Source organism: Nocardia sp. CDC160, assembly GCF_035818795.1.
Classification (GTDB): Bacteria; Actinomycetota; Actinomycetes; order Mycobacteriales; family Mycobacteriaceae; genus Nocardia.
Genome location: NZ_JAYKYT010000004.1, coordinates 1,214,916 through 1,236,348, shown reverse-complemented (window position 1 = coordinate 1,236,348; position 21,433 = coordinate 1,214,916). Strand labels below are relative to the sequence as shown.

Annotated in this window: 19 protein-coding genes; 14 read left to right on the top strand and 5 right to left on the bottom strand. The window is 67.4% G+C overall.

What is annotated here, in order from left to right:
* Positions 1-2 precede the first annotated feature (2 nt).
* Positions 3-1,646: a SulP family inorganic anion transporter gene (locus tag VMT40_RS27090; protein ID WP_442790047.1), complete on the top strand. Its 1,644-nt coding sequence runs from the start codon at positions 3-5 to the stop codon at positions 1,644-1,646.
* Positions 1,643-2,023: a DUF5313 family protein gene (locus tag VMT40_RS27085; RefSeq protein ID WP_326361594.1), complete on the top strand. Its 381-nt coding sequence runs from the start codon at positions 1,643-1,645 to the stop codon at positions 2,021-2,023. The genes VMT40_RS27090 and VMT40_RS27085 overlap by 4 nt, the downstream gene beginning before the upstream one ends.
* On the opposite strand, the gene VMT40_RS27080 is transcribed toward VMT40_RS27085, so the two are convergent.
* From VMT40_RS27080 to VMT40_RS27070, 3 genes are read right to left on the bottom strand one after another with little or no spacing between them, the layout of a single operon-like run.
* Positions 2,024-3,070 (bottom strand): extracellular solute-binding protein, encoded by a 1,047-nt coding sequence (locus VMT40_RS27080; protein WP_326361593.1) that lies wholly within the window; start codon positions 3,068-3,070, stop codon positions 2,024-2,026. It abuts the gene before it with no gap.
* Between the two features lie 14 nt (positions 3,071-3,084).
* On the bottom strand, positions 3,085-3,210 hold the full coding sequence (locus VMT40_RS27075) for an MFS transporter small subunit (protein WP_326361592.1): 126 nt from the start codon (positions 3,208-3,210) through the stop codon (positions 3,085-3,087).
* Entirely contained in the window at positions 3,207-4,550 is a 1,344-nt protein-coding gene (locus VMT40_RS27070; protein ID WP_326361591.1) for an L-lactate MFS transporter, read from the bottom strand. The genes VMT40_RS27075 and VMT40_RS27070 overlap by 4 nt, the downstream gene beginning before the upstream one ends.
* A gap of 269 nt (positions 4,551-4,819) precedes the next feature.
* Here VMT40_RS27070 and VMT40_RS27065 point away from each other — a divergent pair, with 269 nt between their 5' ends.
* Positions 4,820-7,030: a SulP family inorganic anion transporter gene (locus VMT40_RS27065; RefSeq protein ID WP_326361590.1), complete on the top strand. Its 2,211-nt coding sequence runs from the start codon at positions 4,820-4,822 to the stop codon at positions 7,028-7,030.
* Positions 7,031-7,226: 196 nt separating this feature from the next.
* On the top strand, positions 7,227-9,434 hold the full coding sequence (locus tag VMT40_RS27060) for a bifunctional SulP family inorganic anion transporter/carbonic anhydrase (RefSeq protein ID WP_326361589.1): 2,208 nt from the start codon (positions 7,227-7,229) through the stop codon (positions 9,432-9,434).
* A gap of 56 nt (positions 9,435-9,490) precedes the next feature.
* Here the strand turns inward: VMT40_RS27060 and VMT40_RS27055 are convergent, their stop codons facing one another.
* Positions 9,491-9,793: a hypothetical protein gene (locus tag VMT40_RS27055; protein WP_326361588.1), complete on the bottom strand. Its 303-nt coding sequence runs from the start codon at positions 9,791-9,793 to the stop codon at positions 9,491-9,493.
* A 506-nt stretch (positions 9,794-10,299) separates the two neighbouring features.
* On the opposite strand from VMT40_RS27055, the gene VMT40_RS27050 reads away from it, so the two are divergent.
* From VMT40_RS27050 to VMT40_RS27005, 10 genes are all read left to right on the top strand, one after another.
* On the top strand, positions 10,300-11,124 hold the full coding sequence (locus VMT40_RS27050; RefSeq protein WP_326361587.1) for a (2Fe-2S)-binding protein: 825 nt from the start codon (positions 10,300-10,302) through the stop codon (positions 11,122-11,124).
* 151 nt (positions 11,125-11,275) lie between these two features.
* Positions 11,276-13,333, top strand: a complete 2,058-nt coding sequence (gene thrS / locus VMT40_RS27045) for a threonine--tRNA ligase (protein ID WP_326361766.1) — start codon at positions 11,276-11,278, stop codon at positions 13,331-13,333.
* Positions 13,330-13,899 carry an HIT family protein gene (locus tag VMT40_RS27040; RefSeq protein WP_326361586.1) on the top strand — a complete coding sequence of 190 codons (570 nt, stop codon included), beginning with the start codon at positions 13,330-13,332 and terminating at the stop codon, positions 13,897-13,899. The genes thrS and VMT40_RS27040 overlap by 4 nt, the downstream gene beginning before the upstream one ends.
* Positions 13,900-13,939: 40 nt before the next feature.
* A complete protein-coding gene (gene pgsA, locus VMT40_RS27035; protein ID WP_326308011.1) occupies positions 13,940-14,611 on the top strand; it encodes a phosphatidylinositol phosphate synthase in 672 nt (223 codons plus the stop codon).
* A gap of 20 nt (positions 14,612-14,631) precedes the next feature.
* Positions 14,632-15,588 (top strand): phosphatidylinositol mannoside acyltransferase, encoded by a 957-nt coding sequence (locus VMT40_RS27030; protein WP_326361765.1) that lies wholly within the window; start codon positions 14,632-14,634, stop codon positions 15,586-15,588.
* Complete coding sequence (locus tag VMT40_RS27025) at positions 15,585-16,709, top strand: glycosyltransferase family 4 protein (protein WP_326361585.1); 1,125 nt, start codon at positions 15,585-15,587, stop codon at positions 16,707-16,709. The genes VMT40_RS27030 and VMT40_RS27025 overlap by 4 nt, the downstream gene beginning before the upstream one ends.
* Positions 16,709-17,749 carry an NUDIX hydrolase gene (locus VMT40_RS27020; RefSeq protein ID WP_326361764.1) on the top strand — a complete coding sequence of 347 codons (1,041 nt, stop codon included), beginning with the start codon at positions 16,709-16,711 and terminating at the stop codon, positions 17,747-17,749. Before VMT40_RS27025 ends, VMT40_RS27020 begins: the two co-directional genes overlap by 1 nt.
* An 89-nt stretch (positions 17,750-17,838) precedes the next feature.
* Entirely contained in the window at positions 17,839-18,507 is a 669-nt protein-coding gene (locus tag VMT40_RS27015; RefSeq protein ID WP_326361584.1) for a hypothetical protein, read from the top strand.
* 333 nt (positions 18,508-18,840) lie between these two features.
* Positions 18,841-19,743: a pyridoxal 5'-phosphate synthase lyase subunit PdxS gene (pdxS, locus tag VMT40_RS27010; RefSeq protein WP_326307993.1), complete on the top strand. Its 903-nt coding sequence runs from the start codon at positions 18,841-18,843 to the stop codon at positions 19,741-19,743.
* 340 nt (positions 19,744-20,083) lie between these two features.
* A complete protein-coding gene (locus tag VMT40_RS27005) occupies positions 20,084-20,926 on the top strand; it encodes an MHYT domain-containing protein (RefSeq protein WP_326361583.1) in 843 nt (280 codons plus the stop codon).
* A gap of 1 nt (position 20,927) precedes the next feature.
* On the opposite strand, the gene VMT40_RS27000 is transcribed toward VMT40_RS27005, so the two are convergent.
* Positions 20,928-21,365 carry an SRPBCC family protein gene (locus VMT40_RS27000; protein WP_326361582.1) on the bottom strand — a complete coding sequence of 146 codons (438 nt, stop codon included), beginning with the start codon at positions 21,363-21,365 and terminating at the stop codon, positions 20,928-20,930.
* Positions 21,366-21,433 lie beyond the last annotated feature (68 nt).

Sequence of the window (21,433 nt, the reverse complement as noted above, 5' to 3'; positions counted from 1 at the left end):
CGGTGCGCACGCTGCTGCCGTCGTGGTCGGATTGGCGACCGGCCGTGCGCGCGCCGGGCGCGGATCTGCTGGCCGGGCTCGTCGTCGCCCTGGTGGCCCTGCCGCTGGCGCTGGGCTTCGGCATCAGCTCCGGGCTCGGCGCGGCCGCCGGTCTGGCCACCGCCGTGGTCGCGGGCGCGCTCGCCGCGGTCTTCGGCGGCTCCCGATTCCAGGTGAGCGGACCGACCGGAGCCATGACCGTGGTGCTGGTCCCCATCTTCCATCGGCACGGAGCGAGCGGGGTGCTGGCCGTGGGGCTGCTGGCCGGGCTCGTGCTGGTGGTGCTCGCGGTCGCCGGGGTGGGACGTGCGGTGCGCTATATGCCCGCCCCGGTGATCGAGGGTTTCACCGCGGGCATCGCGGTGGTCATTGCGCTGCAACAGTTTCCGTCCGCGTTGGGTGTGGCGCACGCGCACGGGGACAAGGTGTGGCGGTCGGCTTTCGACGCGGTCCGGCAGTTCGCTGCCAGCCCGAACTGGACCTCGCTCGTGCTCGCGCTGGCGGTCGCGGCGGTACTGCTGATCGGCGGCCGGTATCTGCCGCGACTACCCTTCGCCCTGCTGGCGGTCATTCTCGCCACGGTGGCGACCAAGCTTTTCCATCTCGACCTGAATCTGATCGGCACGATCCCCTCCGGATTGCAGGCTCCCACACTGGATTTCCTGCACCCGGACCAGCTGGATTCGCTGCTGGCCCCCGCGCTCGCCGTTGCCGCGCTGGCGGCACTGGAATCACTGCTGTCGGCCACCGCCGCCGACTCCATGGCCGTGGGCACCCGCCACAACCCCGACCGGGAACTGTTCGGCCAGGGCCTGGCCAATATCGCCGCCCCGCTGTTCGGCGGCGTGCCTGCCACCGGGGCCATCGCGCGCACCGCCGTGAACGTGCGCTCCGGCGCGCGCACCCGGCTGGCGGCCTTGACCCACGCGGTGGTGCTGGCCGCCATCGTCTACCTGGCCGCCGGGCTCGTCGCCTGGATTCCCTTGGCCGCCTTGGCCGGAGTGCTGCTGGCCACCACGGTGCGCATGGTCGAGACGGCCTCGCTGGCCGCCATCGCCCGCGCCTCCAAGGGCGACGCCGCGATCATGGCCGTCACCTTCGTCGTGACCGTCGCCATGGATCTGGTCACCGCGGTCGCGATCGGCGTCGGCATCGCGGTGCTGCTGGCGCTGCGCTCGGTCGCCAAAGAGGCTCGAATGCACCAGATTCCGCTCGACGACGCCGACCATCTGGCCGAGGAGCACGGCCTGCTGCACGACCACATCGTGGCCTACCGCCTCGACGGGCCGCTGTTCTTCGCCGCCGCGCATCGCTTCCTGCTCGAACTGGCCGAGGTGTCGGAGGTGCGGGTGGTCATTCTGCGCATGTCCCATCTCACCGCGCTCGACACCACCGGCGCGCTCACCCTGCGCGACGCCATCGGTAAACTCGAACACCGCGGCATCACCGTGCTCATGTCCGGGCTGCGCGCGGACCATCGGCGGCGGCTGGCGGCCATCGGCGCACTGCCCGGTGACGGCACGGCACACCTCTTCGAACACACCCCCGACGCCATCGCGGTCGCCCGCGACCTCGTCTCCCGCCCCGCCGAAAGCAGTCACCGATGAGCGAGCCCACCCGACCGAATCCGCTACAGCGCCTGCGGTATATCACCGGCGGGACGCTGCCGCCGTCGATGTCGCAGTGGGTGATCGACGACCTCACCGGGCCCGGTGCGGCACGGCGCTACATGCTGCGCATTCTGATCCCGATCATTCCGCCGCTGTGCCTGTTCCTGCTCATACCCGGCCCACTGTGGATGGGGCTGGCCATGATGGCGCTGCTGTATCTGCCGCTCATCTACTTCACGGCCGCCCTCATGTACGTCTTCCGGCGGGCCCGCCTGGCCAAGCACGGCCTCGATCCGATCCTGGCCGATCAGCGGGAACGCCAGCGCGCCGCGGCGGCTCGCGAGGCGTACGAGCGGGCGCACGGTCGCGGCTGATCAGCTCAGGTAGCGGCCGGTGAACTCGGTCAGCACATCGGCACCGCTGCCCTTCACGAACTCCCACGAGAAGGGGAGCTGTTTCACCTCGTCGTAGGTGCGGGTGCCGGGGGCGACGGGGACGTCCGTGCGGGCCGGGATCATCTTGTGCGCGGCCGAGATCCGCTGGGCCTCGGGCGTGAACATGTAGTCCACCAAGGCTTTCGCGGCCACGGGATTGCGGGTCGTATTGAGGATGAAGATCGGTCGCGGAGTGATGATGGTGCCCGAGGCGGGGGAGATGACCCGCAGCGGAACGCCTTTGGCGGCCGCGTCGTAGGCGGAGTAGTCGACGCCGCCGAGGACGACCGCGTAGCTCCCGGCGGTCACCTCGTCCAAGGCCGGGCCATTGCCGCCGCGCACGGTCATGCCATTGGCGAACAGGCCGTCGAACATGGCCCAGGTGCGGTCCTTACCCCACGCGCTGACCATGGCGGCGAGCAGATCGCGGGCGGTTCCGGATTCGCGGGGATCGGGCATGATGACCTTGCCGTGGAATTCGGGTGCGGCCAGATCGGCCCAGTCGTTGGGCAGGCGCGGGGTCAGATTGGTGTTCACCACCATGGTCAGCGCCGACCCGTCGCGGCCGACGAATCCGTGGTCCTGGCCGATCCAGCCGCTGTGAATCCGATCGGCCCCGCGCGGGGTGTACGGCAGGGTGCGGCCGTCGTAGTCGTACTGCGCGGCGGGAGTCCACGACGCCAGGTACACCACATCGGCCAGCGGCCGCGCGCCCTCCTTGTCGAGCTTGGCGGTGATCTTCCCGGTCTCGCCATTGAAGACGGTGACCTTCACCCCGGACAGCTTGGTGAACGCGGCCACCAGTTCATCGGTGAGCTCCTGCGGATTCGCCGAATACAGCGTGAGCTCGCCCGTCAATCCGGGCGGCGCGGTCCACGAACTCGTCACCGCCGAAGTCGAGTTCGGCTCCGGGTGCCTACCGCAGGCCGCGGTGGCCAAGACCGAGCTGGCAATGCCCGCGACGAAAGCGCGGCGGGATAGCGGCATCCGCGGAACCCTGCTCAGTGGAAGAGCTTGAGCAGGTTCACGATCAGCCGGTCCACGCCGTAGGCGAAGGGCACGGCCACCCACGTCCAGGACAGGACGAGCAGCGGAATACGCCGGGGCACAGGGGTGGGCTCGGTCATTGGTCTGCTCCCCGCAGATGGTGCTTCGCCGACACCGGCCGGATCAGCTCGTTGGCCAGGAAGCCCGCGCACAGCAGGGCGATCATGATGGCGAACGATGTGCCGTAGAGCGCGGGCCCGGTCTTGCCGTGGCGCGCACCGGAATCGGCGATGGCATTGACGATCAGCGGTCCCGCGACACCCGCCACCGACCACGCGGTCAGCAGCCGACCGTGGATCGCGCCGACCTGATAGGTCCCGAACAGATCCTTGAGATACGCCGGGATGGTGGCGAATCCGCCGCCGTAGAACGACAGGATGACCATCGCGCCGAGAATGAACACCGGCTTGCTGTCCCGCCCGGCCGACCACACCAGCACATACGCGAGCGCCCCGACGCCGAGGTAGACGCGGTACATGTTCTTGCGCCCGATCACATCCGACAGCGACGACCACCCGATCCGCCCGCTCATGTTCGCCGCCGACAGCACCGCCACGAAACCCGCCGCCGCCGAGGCCGAGACCGGCGTCGAGGTCTGTTTGAAGAAGTCCACCACCATGGGCGCGGCCTTCTCCAGAATCCCGATGCCCGCGGTCACGTTGAAACACAACACGATCCACAGCAGCCAGAACTGCGGGGTCCGGATCGCGTCATTGGCCGCCACGTCGTGCCCGCTCACGAGTTTGGCCCGGGTCTGCGGGGGAGTCCACCCGGCCGGGGCCCAGCCCGGCGGCGGCACGCGCACCAGCAGCGGGCCCATCGCCATGAACGCCGCGTACACCAGGCCCATGACCAGAAAGGTCTCGGCGATCCCGGGTCGATCCCTACCGAAGTCCGTCAGCAGTTCGGTGGTCCACGGCGACGCGATCAGCGCGCCACCGCCGAATCCCATGATCGCGAAACCCGTTGCCATGCCGGGCCGGTCGGGAAACCACCGGATCAGTGTCGACACCGGCGAGATGTACCCGATGCCCAGCCCGATCCCGCCGACGAATCCGTATCCGACCACGATCAGCCAGTACTGGCCGACGGCCGCGCCCAGGGCCGAGATCAGCAGCCCCGACGAGAAGCACACCAGCGAGACGGTCATCGCCCAGCGCGGCCCGCGGCGCTCCACGATCGTGCCGCCGAACGCCGCGGACAGGCCGAGCATGACGATCGCGAGCTGGAACGGCAGCGCGCTGCCGGTGCCCGAGATGTGCATGGCCTTCTCCAGCGGCGGTTTGAACACGCTCCAGGCGTAGGCCTGGCCGATCGCGAGGTGGATGGACAGGGCCGCGGGCGGCACCAGCCAGCGGCTCCAGCCCTGCGGGGCAATGACTTTCGAATATCCCGGGTCACCGGCGAGGACTGCGGCCATGCTGATCTCCACGTTCAGTTGGGGAGATCATAGGTACAAGCGACCGGTTGCTTAGGAGGGTTTGCATCGAGGCGTGAGCTGTGTCACAGTTTGATAGCGGTTCGCCTCAATCGTCGCAAAAGCTTTTCGCTTCCTTTGCATTGTCTTTACGATTACCCGCGGTCTGCCAAGCGTCGTGGTTCTCCCTGCCTCGCCCGCCGCTGCCTCTCGATGCCAGTACATGTTGACCGATGAACCGGACGGCCCCGCCGTTCCGGCGAAGGAGAGATATGTCCACCGACACCGATCAGCCTCCACGGACGTCGCTTCCCGGCCTGGCCGGACTCATACGCCACGATCTACCGGCGTCGTTCGTCGTCTTCCTCGTCTCCCTGCCCCTGTCCATCGGCATCGCCGTGGCCGTGGGCGCACCGGTCGCCGCCGGACTCATCGCCGCCGTGGTGGGCGGAGTGGTCGCCGGTCTGCTCGGCGGCTCCACACTGCAGGTCAGCGGGCCGACCGCTTCCCTCACCGTGGTGGTCGCCGAATCCATCAACCAATTCGGCTGGCCCGCCACCTGTTTCATCACCATCCTGGCCGGTGGTCTGCAGATTCTGTTCGGGCTCAGCCGAATCGCCCGCGGCGTGCTGGCCATCGCGCCGGTCGTGGTGCACGCCATGCTCGCCGGAATCGGCATCGTCATCGCGCTGGAGCAGGTGCACGTGCTCCTGGGCGGCGACACCCTGACCTCCTCGTGGGAGGCGATCGTCGCGCTGCCACACCAGCTGGCCTCCGTGCACGCCGGTGATCTGTGCATCGGACTCGTCGTGATCGCCATTCTGGTCGGCTGGCGGCGGCTGCCCGAACCCGCGCGCCGGGTGCCTGCGCCGCTGGTGGCCGTGGTGGTCGCGACCCTGCTGGCGCGGGTGCTGCCGGTGCGGGTCGAGCGCATCACCCTCAATGGCTCACTGCTGCAAGAACTGCACCTGCCGCAGGTTCCGCAGGGCGGGTGGGCCACGGTGGCGCTGATGGCCTTCACCATCGCCCTCATCGCCAGCGTGGAGACCCTACTATCGGCCGTCGCGGTGGACCGGATGCGCCAGAATCACGCGCGCCGAACCGATCTCGATCGCGAACTGCTCGGGCAGGGCGCGGCCAATATGGTCTCCGGTGCGATCGGCGGTCTGCCGGTGGCGGCGGTCATCGTGCGCAGCATCACCAATGTGCAGGCCGGGGCGCGGTCCAAGGCCTCGACCATGCTGCACGGGCTGTGGATTCTGCTGTTCTCGGTGGCGCTGGTCGATGTGGTGCGCTCGATTCCCAAGGCCGCGCTGGCCGGGCTGCTCATCGTGATCGGCATCCAGCTGATCAAGCTCGCCCACATTCGGCGCGCGCGGCGCAGCGGCGATCTGGCGGTGTACGCGGCCACGGCGTTCGTGGTGGTGTTCTGGAATCTATTGCTGGGCATGCTGGTCGGGCTGATCCTGGCCTTCGCGCTGCTGCTGTGGCGGGTGGTCCGGGTCGCGGTGACCGCCGAGGAACTCGAGGACGGCCGCTGGCGGGTGCTCGTCGACGGCAGCTTCACCTTCCTGGCCTTGCCCAAGCTCGCCGCCGAACTGCACAAGGTGCCGCCGGGCGCGGACGTGGTGCTCGAGATGACCGTCGACTTCATGGACCACGCCGCCTACGACGCCCTGCAGGAATGGGTCGATCAGCATCGAACCGAGGGCGGCACGGTCGAATTCGTCGAGGTCGGCGCGGTGCGCATGGCCGACGCCGCGGACGGGCCGGCCGCGCGCGGGCATTCGCGGCATCTGCTCGACGAGGTGCTCGGGCCGTGGCGGCGCACCGCCAATGACGTGGACCGGATCGTCGCGGGCGTGGCCGCCTATCACCGCAGTCACGCGCACGTCATGCGCCCGCATCTGGGGGTGCTGCGCGATGGGCAGGAACCGGACTCGCTTTTCGTCACGTGCGCCGACTCGCGGATCGTGCCCAATGTCATTACCAACAGCGGGCCCGGTGACCTGTTCACCGTCCGCAATGTCGGCAACCTGATTCCGCGTGACGCCCAGGACTCTTCGATGGAGGCCGCGCTCATCTACGCCCTCGACAAGCTGGATGTGCGCTCGGTCGTGGTGTGCGGGCATTCCGGCTGCGGTGCCATGGGTGCGCTGCACAGCGAACTGGTCACCGGATCCCAGCTCGACGACTGGCTCGCGCACGCGCGGCCCAGCCTCGAGCGGTTCCGGCTCGGGCATCCGGTGGCCGCGGCCGCCGCGGCGGCGGGCTACGGACCGGTCGATCAGCTGGGCATGGTGAATGTGGCCGTGCAGCTCGAGACGCTGTACGCGCATCCCGTGGTGCGGCGCGGGGTGCAGGAGCGGGGCGTGGTGCTCTCCGGACTGTTCTTCGATATCGCGACCGCCCGGGTGGTGGAGGTCACGGTGAACGGCATCGGTGAGATCGACGGCGCGGGGCGGGTTGCCCAACCCGCTTGACGACCTGGGCCGAGCGTTGAGTGCGGAGGGGTGTGAATCCAAAAGGTTCACACCCCTTTAACTTTGGGGCACAAATTTCTCAGGCTTTGCTAAGTCTTTACTCTTAGCCTGGCCTTTGCTCGTCCGGTGAGTCTGCGGCCAAAGCCGTCCGCAGTCTTTATTTCGATGCCCCCGCACATGCTCGCTGAGGAGCGATATGTCTCGCGACACCGATTCACCGCCAGGCGGAACCGCCAGCAGATTCGACACCCTGCTGCGCCATGATCTTCCTGCATCCCTTGTCGTCTTCCTGGTCGCGCTGCCGCTCTCGCTCGGCATCGCGGTCGCCTCCGGCGCACCCATTGCCGCCGGACTGATTGCCGCCGTCGTCGGCGGCGTGGTCGTTGGTCTTTTGGGCGGATCGCCACTGCAGGTCAGCGGTCCGGCCGCGGGTCTGACCGTGGTGGTCGCCGCCACTATCAGCGAATTCGGTTGGAAAACAGCCTGTTTCATCACCGTTCTCGCGGGCGGACTGCAAATCCTGTTCGGGCTCAGCCGCATTGCCCGCGCGGCGCTGGCCATCGCGCCGGTCGTGGTGCACGCCATGCTCGCGGGCATCGGCATCACCATCGCGCTGCAGCAGCTGCACGTGCTGCTCGGCGGTGCCTCGCACAGTTCGGCCTGGCAGAACCTGATTCAGCTACCCGGCGAACTGATGAACCTGCACGGCGACGACTTCTTCGTCGGACTCGTCGTCATCGCCATCATGCTCGGCTGGAAATACGTGCCCGGGAAGCTGAGGGTGCTTCCCGGACCGCTGGTCGCCGTGGTGACCGGCACCGTGCTGTCGCTGGTGCTGCCCGGGGATCCCGAGCGAATCGTGTTGAACGGCTCGCTGTTCGACGCCATCGGACTGCCGTCGCTGCCGTCCGGTGACTGGGGCGCGGTCGTGCTCGCGGCACTGACCATCGCCCTGATCGCCAGCGTGGAGAGCCTGCTGTCGGCGGTGTCCGTCGACAAGATGCACACCGGGCCGCGCACCAACTTCGACCGGGAACTGGTCGGACAGGGTGCGGCGAACATGGTGTCGGGTGCGCTCGGCGGGCTGCCGGTCACCGGCGTCATCGTGCGCAGTGCCACCAATGTCTCGGCCGGGGCCCGCACCCGCGCCTCGGCGTTCCTGCACGGACTCTGGATTCTGGTGTTCTCGGTGGCGCTCGTCGGTGTGGTGCAACAGATTCCGAAATCGGCGCTGGCCGGGCTGCTCATCGTGGTCGGCATTCAGCTGGTCAAGATCGGGCACATCAAGCTGGCCAAGCGCACCGGCGACCTGCTGGTGTACCTGGTGACTGTACTCGGCGTGGTGTTCCTGAACCTCCTGGAAGGCGTGATCATCGGTCTGGCACTGGCTTTCGGGCTGCTGCTGTGGCGGGTGGTCCGGGTCGTGGTGAATGCCGCGCCCGTCGCCGGGACCGACCGCTGGCTGGTCACCATCGACGGCACCTGCACCTTCCTGGCCCTGCCCAAGCTGTCCTCGGAGCTGTCCAAGGTGCCCACGGGTGCCGACGTCCTGGTGGAGATGAGCGTCGACTTCCTCGACCATGCCGGGTACGAGGCCATCCACGACTGGGCGCGCCAGCACGAGAACACCGGTGGCACGGTCGAATTCGTGGAACTCGGTACCGCGCACATGGCGCACGCGCTGACCGGGCCGCCGGTGCGCGGACGGGCCCGCACCATGCTCGACGATGTGCTGCGGCCCTGGCGCAAGGCGGAGGGCGATCCCATCGCCTCCGGTGTGGCCGAATTCCACCGCCGCAACGCGCATGTCGTGCGCCCGCACCTCGATGAGCTCCGCGACGTCCAGAACCCGCACTCGCTGTTCCTGACCTGCGCGGATTCGCGGATCGTGCCGAACGTCATCACTAATAGCGGGCCTGGTGACCTGTTCACCATCCGCAATGTCGGCAATCTCGTGGTGCCCGGCGGGCGCGACAGCTCGATCGAGGCGGCCCTCGCGTTCGCCATCGAGGAACTCGAGGTCGACAACGTGGTGGTGTGCGGCCACTCCGCCTGCGGTGCCATGAAGGCGCTCGTCGCGGGCGGGCCGACCGGGCCCGGCCTGGGCAACTGGCTCGTCCACGGCCGACCGAGCCTGGACCGCTTCCACTCCGACGACCCGGTCGCGGCCGCGGCCGCCCAGGCCGGATTCGGAGTCGCGGACCAGCTTTCGATCGTGAACGTGGCCGTCCAGGTGGAAACCCTGCGCGCCCACCCGGTGGTCCGCCGCGCGATCCTGCAACGCGGCCTGAAGGTCTCGGGCCTCTTCTTCGACATCGGCCCCGCCCGAGTCCTGGAAGTCACCGAAACGGGCATTGCCGAAATCGACGCCCCCGAGCTAGCGGCCCTGGCCCCGGCACACTGACCGAAATGACCTGGCGCGGGCTCCCTTTCGGGGGTCCGCGCCGGTGCATCTCTGCCTCAGCCGAGAACCGCCCGCCGCAGATGCGCGGTCAACACCCACGCCACCCCCGCCCATGTCAGCGAAAACGGCAGCAACACAAGGAAATCCAACGGCTGCCGAACCCCCGCCGCGACCAGGAACCCCGCCGACACCGTCATCAGCAGCAGGGCCACCCGCCGATGAAACCGCCCCGCCTTCCCCCGCCCCCACACCCGAGCCCCCCGATGCGCCCTGCGCGCCATCGCATCCAGCCCGAGAGCGACGACGAGTAGCGCGACCGCATACCCACTCATGACGATCGTCTCGATGGCAGGACTCACGCGCCGCGGACCTCCACGCTCAGGGGACTGGGACGACCACACGCGACCACCTCGACTTCGCGCCACCGCCAGGCTACGACCCCTCTCCCCGCCGATCTTGGAACGACGCGCACAACCAGCGACGAGCATGCAAATCGGCAGGCATTTCCCGAGTAACCACCTGCCGATTTGCATGCTCGTGGGGGTCTGGAAAGCGTGTCCCGGTGATTCGGGCGCGTCGGGGGAGGGGGGAGCGGGTGGCGGCTTATCGTGGGGCTGCCTCGCCGAGGGCGCGGGAGCTGTCGCTGGGGGAGCGGGCCGCTAGAGCGCGGAAACATGACATTGTGGTTTGTAGCTGCCGCGGATAGTGAAAAGTGGTGTAGCCCGCCGAGTAGTGAAACCTGAAGTTACCGCCGCCGGGTAGTGAAGGTGATCCAACCGCCGGGCGGTCAATCGTGGTCTGTAACCGCGGTGGGTAATGGGTGGTAGGAATCAGCGAGAGTCGGCCTGATCGGAGTCGGATGGAAATGGTTGCGCAGCCCCCGGTTTCACAAGCCCTGGTGCCCGGCACCGAACTATTGCGCCCGCAATGGCTGGCCGAACGCATCGCCGACATGGGCATCAGCTGGGGCACCAGCAACTCCCGAGTCTCCGGCACCCTCTGGTGGTGCATGGCCGCCTCGTCTCTGGTCGCCCCAATAGTCACCGCCATCGCCGCCGACCACCCCGCCTTCAACCCGGCCCTAGAACACATCGCCCTGGAGATCCGCCCGGACGGCGGCGTCGAGCGCGTAGTCCCCGAGCCCCACGCATATTCGATCGCGCTCAGCCCCGCCCTGCTGTCGACCAGCTCCTCCCTGGCTTCCATGGCTGACCACGCTGCGGGTCTCGCGGCGGATCGTGCTGTCGGTCTGGAGCCTGCCCCGTCCGCGCAGACCGCTGAGTCCGCTGCGTCTGCAGTGAATTGCGCTCACCCCGAACCGCATTCGGCCGCCTGCTGCACCACCACGCCGATCGGCCAGGCATTGCGCCACACGCTCTCTCGCGTCATCCCGGTCGTTGCCGAGGTTTCCGGCGCGGGCGTTCCTTCTCTCTGGGCGATAGTCGCCGACGCCATCGGCAATCGTGCCCTCGACATCGGTGCCGCCGACGCGGGTGCCCGCCTGGCTCGAGACGTCGCGGGCCGCCTACCGGTCCCGCGCTTCCAAGACATCGCCGGTCGCACCTTCGTCCGCCGCATCTCCTGCTGCCTGGTCTTCGAAGTCCCAGGCTGCGACATGTGCACCAGCTGCCCCAAGCGCCCGGCCCCGGAGCGCGAGGCCCTGCTCGCCGAGGTCGCGGCCCGGGGCTGAGGGTCCGCCGGGCGCGGGGTTATATGGGTGCAGATAGAGTGGGCGGGCCGGAGGTATGTGATTCGTGACCGGCCACGATCGCGGGGAGAAGATCCTCGCACCAGACCTGGCGGGACCTCTCGCCTATGACGATGCCAAGGAGTGCGCAGCCGTGACCACCTCAGCCCAGCAGACCCCAGTCGCCCGCGTCCGGGTTCCGGCTGGGACTACCGCCGGGGCCGCGGTGCGCGAGGCGGACCTGCCGAGCAAGGGGCCGAGCGCGGTCATCGTGGTGCGGGACGCGGCGGGGGACCTCAAGGATCTGAGCTGGATTCCGGAGCTGGACACCGAGGTCGAGGTCGTCACCGCCGATTCCCCGGACGGCCGCAATGTCATCCGCCACTCGGCCGCGCACGTGCTCGCGCAGGCCGTGCAGCAGGAGTTCCCGGACGCCAAGCTGGGCATCGGCCCGTACATCAAGGACGGCTTCTACTACGACTTCCAGGTCGAGCGCCCCTTCACCCCCGAGGATCTGGCCAAGCTGGAATCCCGGATGAAGAAGATCATCAAAGGCGCGCAGCGGTTTTCGCGCCGGGTGGTCGAGGTCGAGGAGGCCCGGGTCGAGCTGGCCAAGGAGCCGTTCAAGCTCGAGCTCATCTCCGACAAGTCGGGCATCGACGATCCGGAGGTCATGGAGGTCGGCGGTAAAGAGCTGACCATCTACGACAACCTGGATCCGCGCACCGGCGAGCTGATCTGGGCCGATCTGTGCCGCGGCCCGCACCTGCCGACTACCAAGTACATTCCGGCGTTCAAGCTGACCCGGTCCAGCGCCGCCTACTGGCGTGGCGATCAGTCGCGTGAGGACCTGCAGCGCATCTACGGCACCGCGTGGGAATCCCCCGAGGCCCAGGACGAGTACCTGCGCCTGCTCGAGGAGGCCGAGAAGCGCGATCACCGCAAGCTGGGCCTGGAGCTGGACCTGTTCTCCTTCCCCGACGAGCTGGGCTCGGGCCTGCCGGTGTTCCATCCCAAGGGCGGCATCGTCCGCAAGGAGCTCGAGGACTACTCGCGCCGCCGCCACATTGCCGCGGGCTACGAGTTCGTCAACACCCCGCACATCACTAAGGGCCACCTCTTCGAGGTCTCCGGCCACCTGGACTGGTACCGCGACGGCATGTTCCCGGCCATGCACCTCGACGCCGAACTCAATGAGGACGGCTCGGTGCGCAAGCCCGGCCAGGACTACTACGTCAAGCCGATGAACTGCCCGATGCACAACCTGATCTTCCGGTCGCGCGGTCGCTCGTATCGCGAACTGCCCTTGCGCATGTTCGAATTCGGCTCGGTGTACCGCTACGAGAAGTCCGGCGTCGTGCACGGCCTGACTCGCGTGCGCGGCATGACGCAGGACGACGCGCACATCTACTGCACCAAGGAGCAGATGCACGCGGAGCTCACCTCCACGCTGCAATTCGTGCTGAGCCTGCTGCGCGACTACGGCCTCGACGACTTCTACCTCGAGCTGTCCACCAAGGACCCGAAGAAGTTCGTCGGCTCCGACGAGCTGTGGGAGGAGGCCACCGAGACCCTGCGCAAGGTGGCCACGGACTCCGGTCTGGAGCTGGTCCCGGATCCGGGCGGCGCGGCCTTCTACGGCCCGAAGATCTCCGTGCAGGCCAAGGACGCGCTGGGCCGCACCTGGCAGATGTCCACGATTCAGCTGGACTTCAACCTGCCGGAACGTTTCGAGCTCGAATACACCGGCTCCGACGGGCAGAAGCACCGCCCGGTCATGATCCACCGCGCGCTCTTCGGTTCCATCGAGCGTTTCTTCGGTGTGCTCACCGAGCACTACGCGGGTGCCTTCCCGGCCTGGCTCTCGCCGGTGCAGGTCGTCGGCATCCCGGTCGCCGAGACCTTCGCCGAGCACCTGGACGGCGTCATCGAAGCCTTGCGCGACAACAATATTCGCGCCGAGGTCGATCGCTCCGACGACCGCATGCAGAAGAAGATCTTCAACCAGACCGCGCAGAAGATCCCGTTCATGCTGCTCGCCGGTGCCCGCGACGTGGAGAACAACGCGGTCAGCTTCCGCTTCCGCGACGGCACCCAGGTCAACGGCGTGCCCGTCGCCGACGCCATCGCCACCATCACCGACTGGATTCAGCGGCGCGAGAACGCATCTCCGACCGCGGAGGGTTTCGAGATCCGCAAAGGCGATCAATGAGTGAACCGACCGCGCCCCGGCCCGAGCAGATCGTGGACACCGGGGCCGGGGACCCGGACCGGCTGCAGCGGATCTGGACCCCGTACCGCATGTCCTACATCACCGGCGAGGTCGAGGAACCCAAGGCCCCCAAGAAGACCGGGCACCCGTTCACCGACATTCCGGAGATGTCGGACGAGGACGGCCTGATCATCGCGCGCGGGCAGTGGGTGTACGCGGTGCTGAACCTGTACCCGTACAACCCCGGCCACACCATGGTCGTGCCGTACCGTCGTGTGGCGAATCTGGAGGATCTGACGCCGGAGGAGAGCGCCGAGCTGATGGCGTTCACCCAGCAGGCGATTCGGGTCATGAAGCAGGTGTCGCGGCCGGAGGGCTTCAATGTCGGGCTGAATCTCGGTGGTGTCGCCGGTGGTTCACTCGCCGATCACCTGCATCAACATATCGTGCCGCGCTGGAGTGGGGACGCGAACTTTATTACCGTCGTCGGCGGAGTGAAGGTGATGCCACAGCTGCTGCGGGAAACCCGGGCGCTGCTGGCACGGGCGTGGAAGGAAGCCGACTAGGCATGAGCGAGGGACACGGCACGAAAGGACAACGGGCAGCGTGCTGAGTTTCTTCGGTCGCGAGACGTTCGCCAAAGCGACTGCCCCCCTGGGCAAAGCGCTGGTGAGCACCGGGCTCACGCCCGACGCCATGACGCTGATCGGCACCACCGCCTCGATCGCCGCGGCGGTGACGCTGTTCCCGACCGGTCACCTGTTCTGGGGAACCATGGTGATCTGGCTGTTCGTCATGTTCGACATGCTGGACGGGGCCATGGCGCGCGCCCGCGGCGGCGGCACCAAATACGGTGCGGTGCTGGACGCCACCTGCGACCGGGTGGCCGACGGCGCGATCTTCGCGGCGCTGGCCTGGTGGGCGGTGTACCACGAGAACTCCAAGCACCTGTTCGTGGCGACCCTGGTGGTGTTGGTGACCTCGCAGGTCATCAGCTACGCCAAGGCGCGGGCGGAGGCGTCCGGCCTGTCCGCCGACGGCGGTCTCATCGAGCGTCCCGACCGGCTCATCATCGTGCTGGTCGGGGCGGGATTCACTGGTATCGGTAACTATTACGGCATCGAGTGGCTCGGCTACGCGGTCTACGTCGCCATGTACATCCTCGCGGTGTTGAGCATCATCACCGTGTTCCAGCGGGTGTTGGCGGTGCGCAGGTCGCCCGGCGCGCGCGATGTTCTCGCCCCCGTGGCGAAGGCTCCGGAGGAACCGCAGCGGTGACCACCGATTTCACGTCCGCGATGACCGACAAGGCGTACGCGGCCGGTTGGCGTGTCGTGCGCGGGCTGCCGGAAGGCATGGTGCGCAAGGGATTCGACGCCGGGGCGAACTTGGTGGCTCGGCGGGCGAACCGGAAGGCGCATCGCGGGGAGCCGAACATGTTGCGGCGCAATCTGGCTCACGTGCTCGGTACGACGCCCGCGCAGGTACCCGACAGTCTGATCGAAGCGGCCATGCGCTCGTATGCCCGCTACTGGCGTGAGGCGTTTCGACTGCCGTCGATGGACCATAAGGCGCTGGGCCAGCTGCATGTCGACGGCACCGAGTATTTGGACGCGGCGCTGGAAGCTGGCAAAGGCGCCCTGCTGGTCCTGCCGCACTCCGGCAACTGGGATATGGCCGGTGTCTGGCTGGTCCAGAACCACGGCCGATTCTCCACCGTCGCAGAGCGTTTGAAGCCCGAGTCGCTGTTCGAGCGCTTCGTCGAATACCGCGAGAGCCTCGGCTTCGAGGTCTTCCCGCTCACCGGCGGCGAGCAGCCGCCGTTCCCGCAGCTGGCGGATCGCCTGCGGCAGAACAAGGTTGTCTGCCTGATGGGGGAGCGCGACCTCACGGGCAAGGGCGTCCCGGTCAGCATGTTTGGCGAACGCACCTGGCTGCCCGCCGGGGCCGCCAAGCTCGCCGTCGAAACCGGAGCCGCGCTGTTGCCCGTGCACTGCTGGTTCACCGAGACCGACGGCACCGAGGGCTGGGGCATGGCGGTCTTCCCGCCCATCGACGTCTCGCCGGGCATCGCCCCCGCGACCCAGGCGCTGGCCGATGTCTTCGCCGCCAATATCGCCGCCCATCCCGCCGACTGGCACATGCTGCAGCCCATGTGGGAAAGTGACTTGTCGCAGGCGAGATTGGACAAAATCGCGGCCGCGCAGCGGACACTGGGGTTTGACGCCGGGTCTCGCGGAACAGGGGCACTATGAGGATCGGCATGGTCTGCCCGTACTCGTTCGACGTGCCGGGCGGTGTGCAAGCGCATGTCGTGGAATTGGCGCAGGTGCTCATCGAGCGCGGCCACAAGGTGAGCGTGCTCGCGCCCGCCGCCGACGACACGCCGCTGCCCGATTTCGTGGTGTCGGCGGGCAAGGCCGTGGCGATTCCCTACAACGGGTCGGTGGCTCGACTCTCGTTCGGGCCCACGGCGTATACGCGTATTCGCCGCTGGATCGCCGAAAACGATTTCGACGTCCTGCACATTCACGAGCCGAACGCGCCCAGCCTGTCGATGCTGGCGTTGAAGATCGCGGAGGGGCCGATCGTGGCCACCTTCCACACCTCGACCACGAAATCGCTGGTGCTCAGTACCTTTCAGGGCGTGCTGCGGCCGTATCACGAGAAGATCAGCGGCCGGATCGCGGTGAGTGAGCTGGCGCGACGCTGGCAGGTGGAGGCACTCGGCGGGGACGCCGTCGAAATCCCCAATGGCGTGGACGTTCCCGCGTTCGCGCACGCGCCGCTGCTGGCGGGCTATCCGCGGCCCGGTAGGTCGGTGCTGTTCCTGGGGCGCTTCGACGAGCCGCGCAAGGGCATGGAGGTATTGCTCGGCGCGCTACCGGAATTGGTGCGGCGGCACCCGGATCTCGAGGTGCTGATCGTCGGCCGGGGAGACGAGGACCGGCTGCGCCGCGAGGCGGGCGAGAACGCGCGGCATCTGCGGTTCCTCGGCCAGGTCTCCGACGCCGAAAAGGCTTCCGCCATGCGCAGTGTCGACGTCTACGTCGCCCCCAACCTGGGTGGTGAGAGCTTCGGCATCGTGCTGGTCGAGGCCATGGCCGCCGGAACCGCCGTCGTGGCCAGCGATCTGGACGCCTTCCGCCGCGTGCTGCGCGACGGCAGCGCGGGCATGCTGGTGCCGGTCGGGGACTCCGGGGAGCTGGCGCGGGCCATCGACACCATGCTCACCGACGACACCCGGCGCGAGGACTACATCCGCACCGCGAATCAGGTTGTCGGCGAATACGACTGGCCGGTCGTCGCCGAGCAGATCCTGCGCGTCTACGAGACCGTGACCGTCGGCGACGTCCGCGTCAGGACCGCCGGATGATCACCTTCTCGGCGACCACCATCCTGGTCCTCGCCCTCATCGCGGCCCTGCTCATCACCGCCTCGGTCTGGGCGTACACCACCGCGAACCGGCTCGACCGCCTGCACGTCCGCACCGACCAGGCCCGGCACGCGTTGGACGCGGCACTGGCTCGCCGCGCCGTGGTGGCCCGCTCGGTGGCGACCACCCTGGCCGGTCTCTACGACCCCGCCCTGGTCGAACAGGCCCGCCGCCTGACCGCGCTGGCCGACCGCGCCGAACGCTCCAACTGGCGCGACCGCGAAACCGTCGAAAACCAGCTCGCCGCGGCCCTGTCCGCCGTCGACATCGCCCTGCTGCCCCCGCAGCTGGTCGCCGAACTCGCCGACGCCGAAGCCCGGGTACTGATCGCCCGCCGCTTCCACAACGACGCCGTCCGCGACACCCTGACCCTGCGCACCCGCCGCCTGGTCCGCTGGGTCCACCTGGCCGGTACCGCCCCCCTGCCCACCTACTTCGAAATCGCCGAACGCGTAACCCCCGCCGCCGCAACGGGTCTCGAGGTCGACACCGTCCGCACCTCCGCCCGCGTGGTCCTGGTCGACGAAAACGACCGAGTCCTGTTGCTCCAGGGCGTAGACCCGAAGGTCCCAGACGTCCCCTTCTGGTTCACCATCGGCGGCGGCGTCAACCCCGGAGAATCCCTGCGCGAAGCCGCAATCCGCGAACTCTACGAAGAAACCGGCTACCCGGCGGACTCCTCGTCCCTCCGCGGCCCCCTCTGGCGCCGAGTAGCCGTCTTCCCCTTCAACGGCGAACTAATCCGCTCCGAAGAACTCTTCTTCGCCCTCCGCGTCAAGAACTTCGAAGCCAAGCCCACCAACCTCGACTACATAGAACGCCGCTCCATCAAGGGCCACAAATGGTGCACCCCCACCGACATAGCCCACCTAGACCACTCCGGCGAAACCGTCTACCCCTACCACCTCGACCAGTTGCTCCCGGAAGCCCTCGCCGCCGCCGACGCCGAAACCGACCCCGAAGTCCGCTCCATCCGCTGACCGGGATCCTTGGCCGGATCGCCCGCGTTCGCCCGTTCGCCGGGTTAGCGTGGGGCGATCAATGGTGATCTGTGGCAAGGAATTACGGCATGAAGTTGATGTATGCGTTGTGGGGTGAGGGGCTGGGGGAGCGGCTTCGGGGGGAGGGGCTGAGGAAGGAATTGGCGGGGGTGGGGGCCACGGCGTTGCAGATCAATGTGCGGGACGCGGACGTTGCGGACGCGCAGGTGAAGCACACGACCTATGACGCGCCGATCGATGCGATTGTCAGCGTCTGGACAGAGGGGGAGCGCGAGTCCGTCACCGATGTGCTGCGGACGGTGGCGGATGAGGTCAATGGGTGGGTCGTCGAGGAGCGGCGGCCGGTTGAGCCTCCGGTGGTCGAGGACGGGGTGCGGACCGACGCGCTGGTGAATGTCGCGATTTTGCGGATTCCCGAGGACCTGACTCGGGAGGAGTGGCTGTATCGGTGGCATGTTCTGCATACGCCGGTGGCTATCGAGACGCAGGGGACGTTCGGGTATGTGCAGAACACTGTCAGCGAACCCATTACGGAGGGGAAGCGGGTGGATGCGCTCGTCGAGGAACTGTTCCCGATGGAGGCCATGACGAGTGCGCACGCGTTCTACGGGAGTGGTGGGGACGACGCTGAACTGCAACGTCGCGTCACCGCGCTGATGGAGAGTGTGGTGCGGTTCGGGGCGCATCTGAATCTGGATCTGGTGCCGACGAGCCGGTATGTCTTCACACTGGGCTGATCGATAGCTAGGGTCGCTGGGAAGGTCTGCCGCGCAACGAGATCGGCGGGCCGTGTGTGGAAGGTGGAAAGTTCTTCGTGTCTTACCTGCTCTACGACTTCTTGGAACCGATGATGGGCCCCGCGGCGGCCGAATACTGGGCGAAGATCTTCGTCGTCGGACCGCTGTAGGTAGCGAACCGGTAGCTCGGCGAGTGTGACGCCCGTCATCGAGTCGGATGGCGGGCAGTCCAGTCGTGTCGGACTGGCTATGAAGTGGCCTGCACGGGGGCCCTAGAATCGACATGTTCGATTCGAAACTTTCCGATTGGCCCACATGACCCAGGAGTTTGCCGTGACCACGCCCGACACCACCCCCACCATCGGTACCGCCCGCGTCAAGCGCGGCATGGCCGAGATGCTGAAGGGCGGTGTGATCATGGATGTCGTCACGCCGGAGCAGGCCAAGATCGCCGAGGACGCCGGTGCCGTCGCGGTCATGGCGCTCGAGCGGGTCCCGGCCGACATTCGCGCCCAGGGCGGCGTGTCCCGCATGTCGGATCCGGACATGATCGACGGCATCATCAACGCCGTCTCCATCCCGGTCATGGCCAAGGCCCGCATCGGCCACTTCGTCGAGGCGCAGATCCTGCAGTCGCTCGGTGTCGACTACATCGACGAGTCCGAGGTGCTGACCCCGGCCGACTACGCCAACCACATCGACAAGTTCGCCTTCACCGTGCCGTTCGTGTGTGGCGCGACCAACCTGGGCGAGGCGCTGCGCCGAATCACCGAGGGCGCGGCCATGATCCGCTCCAAGGGTGAGGCGGGCACCGGCGACGTCTCCAACGCCACCACCCACATGCGCACCATCCGCGCCGAGATCCGCCGCCTGACCTCGCTGTCCAAGGACGAGCTGTATGTGGCCGCCAAGGAACTGCAGGCCCCCTACGAGCTGGTGTGCGAGGTCGCCGAGACCGGCAAGCTGCCCGTCGTCATGTTCACCGCCGGTGGCATCGCCACCCCCGCCGACGCCGCCATGATGATGCAGCTCGGCGCCGAGGGCGTCTTCGTCGGCTCCGGAATCTTCAAGTCCGGCAACCCCGCTCAGCGCGCCGCCGCCATCGTCAAGGCCACCACCTTCTACGACGACCCGGACGTCCTGGCCAAGGTCTCCCGCGGCCTCGGCGAAGCCATGGTCGGCATCAACGTCGAAGAGATCCCCCAGCCCCACCGCCTCGCCGAGCGCGGCTGGTAAGCACAGCCGAGCGCGGCTGGTAATCGCCTCCGCGACAGCCTGATTCGACACCGCCGGGCGGTCCACTGGACCGCCCGGCGGTTTTTTCATTGCGGCCGAGGGACTTTCGGCCCTTTCGGGGTTGCGGACAGGGTGCTAGCTGTCAAGGTCCGCATACGCGACCCTCGTCGGCCGGACAACCCGCCCATACCACCGGCTACCTGCGTGCATACCGCTCAGCAAACTCAGCTAATTATTTCGGACTGTACTGCGGCAAATTTACTACCTGGTGGTTTCTGGCTAGTGTTCGGCTCATTCACTGGTGAACAGTCATAGACAGGTTTTCTGGCAAGGAGCCCGCATGCTGGCAATTGACCATTTCACCTATGGGTGGCTCACCCCTGTTCTGGCCTATGTCATGTCCGTCACGGGCTCGTTGCTGGCGCTGCGGTGCATGGTGCGGGCGCGGAATCAGCATGGGCACGGTGGGTGGATCGCGACCGGGGCGGTGGCGCTCGGGGGGACCGGGATCTGGGTCATGCATTTCATCGCGATGCTCGGATTCTCGGTGGAGGACAGCACGATTCGCTACAACGTGCCCATTACGATCCTGAGCGCCGTTATCGCCATGGGGGTGGTGTGGCTGGGGTTGTACATCGTGGTGCATCAGCACGGGGAGGCGTTCGCGTTGATCACCGGCGGCACGATCACCGGGCTCGGTGTGGGGGCGATGCACTACTCGGGTATGTACGCGATGAAGACCGACGCCTCGGTGCAATACGACCCGTGGATCGTGTTGCTGTCCATTGTGATCGCGGTGGTCGCCGCCACCGCGGCTCTCTGGTTCGCCCTGCACGTGAGTGGGATCATCGCCACCATCAGCGCGGCCCTCATTATGGGTGTGGCGGTCTGCGGCATGCACTACACCGGCATGTTCGCCATGAGCGCTCACGTCGCCGACCACATGCACGCCCCGTCCGGCGCGCAGGCCGGACAATTGCTGACCCCCTTGATCATTGCCGTCAGCATGGCCACCATGCTCATGCTCTTCCAGGTCGGCATCACCGAAATCGACGAGCCCGATCTGAGCCGCATTCGCGGCCAATACGCCAGCCGCTTCTGGCCTGCCCGGCGGGGTGACAACAAGCGCGGCGATGACGAATTTCCCACCGAAACCTTCGATCCTCGCCACCGACGGCGGTGAGTCAGGCGGCCCCGGACTCCAGCAGCGCCTTCGCCCGATCGAGCCCCGCCACCTCCGCGCTCATCGTCTTCTGAACCGGCCCGTTCATGAGGAGTTTCTTCAACCCCGACAACTCCGCCGAGAGCGAGAAGGTCACCTCGGTGCCCTCGCCCGTGGGTGCGAACGCATAGGAGACGGTAGGCCGCAATGGCCCCGAAATACCCTCGAGCACAACCTTTTCATTGGGAACGAAATCGATGATCCGAACATCCGCGGATATCCCGCGCCCACCCGGCCCCGACACCGTCTGCCGATAAACCGTCCCCACCGCGGGCTCGCCCTCGGCGACAATTTCCTTGACCCCCGACCGCCAGCGAGCACTGTTGGTGGCATCCGCGAAATACGCGAACACCTCGCCGAGCGGCCGGGTGATCACCACCGTATTCGATGCAGCAGGCATGACATCCCCTTGGCCTCGAATCTGAATTGCGGACTATTAGCGTACGACCATTCCGGGCAGGGGGATAA

What these genes read in the sequence shown, in the direction of transcription:
- VMT40_RS27085 (WP_326361594.1), top strand. Translation starts at nt 1,643, where the DNA reads ATGAGCGAGCCCACCCGACCGAATCCGCTACAGCGCCTGCGGTATATC.
- VMT40_RS27080 (WP_326361593.1), bottom strand. Translation starts at nt 3,070, where the DNA reads ATGCCGCTATCCCGCCGCGCTTTCGTCGCGGGCATTGCCAGCTCGGTC.
- VMT40_RS27075 (WP_326361592.1), bottom strand. Translation starts at nt 3,210, where the DNA reads ATGACCGAGCCCACCCCTGTGCCCCGGCGTATTCCGCTGCTCGTCCTG.
- VMT40_RS27070 (WP_326361591.1), bottom strand. Translation starts at nt 4,550, where the DNA reads ATGGCCGCAGTCCTCGCCGGTGACCCGGGATATTCGAAAGTCATTGCC.
- VMT40_RS27065 (WP_326361590.1), top strand. Translation starts at nt 4,820, where the DNA reads ATGTCCACCGACACCGATCAGCCTCCACGGACGTCGCTTCCCGGCCTG.
- VMT40_RS27060 (WP_326361589.1), top strand. Translation starts at nt 7,227, where the DNA reads ATGTCTCGCGACACCGATTCACCGCCAGGCGGAACCGCCAGCAGATTC.
- VMT40_RS27050 (WP_326361587.1), top strand. Translation starts at nt 10,300, where the DNA reads ATGGTTGCGCAGCCCCCGGTTTCACAAGCCCTGGTGCCCGGCACCGAA.
- VMT40_RS27040 (WP_326361586.1), top strand. Translation starts at nt 13,330, where the DNA reads ATGAGTGAACCGACCGCGCCCCGGCCCGAGCAGATCGTGGACACCGGG.
- VMT40_RS27030 (WP_326361765.1), top strand. Translation starts at nt 14,632, where the DNA reads ATGACCGACAAGGCGTACGCGGCCGGTTGGCGTGTCGTGCGCGGGCTG.
- VMT40_RS27025 (WP_326361585.1), top strand. Translation starts at nt 15,585, where the DNA reads ATGAGGATCGGCATGGTCTGCCCGTACTCGTTCGACGTGCCGGGCGGT.
- VMT40_RS27015 (WP_326361584.1), top strand. Translation starts at nt 17,839, where the DNA reads ATGAAGTTGATGTATGCGTTGTGGGGTGAGGGGCTGGGGGAGCGGCTT.
- VMT40_RS27005 (WP_326361583.1), top strand. Translation starts at nt 20,084, where the DNA reads ATGCTGGCAATTGACCATTTCACCTATGGGTGGCTCACCCCTGTTCTG.
- VMT40_RS27000 (WP_326361582.1), bottom strand. Translation starts at nt 21,365, where the DNA reads ATGCCTGCTGCATCGAATACGGTGGTGATCACCCGGCCGCTCGGCGAG.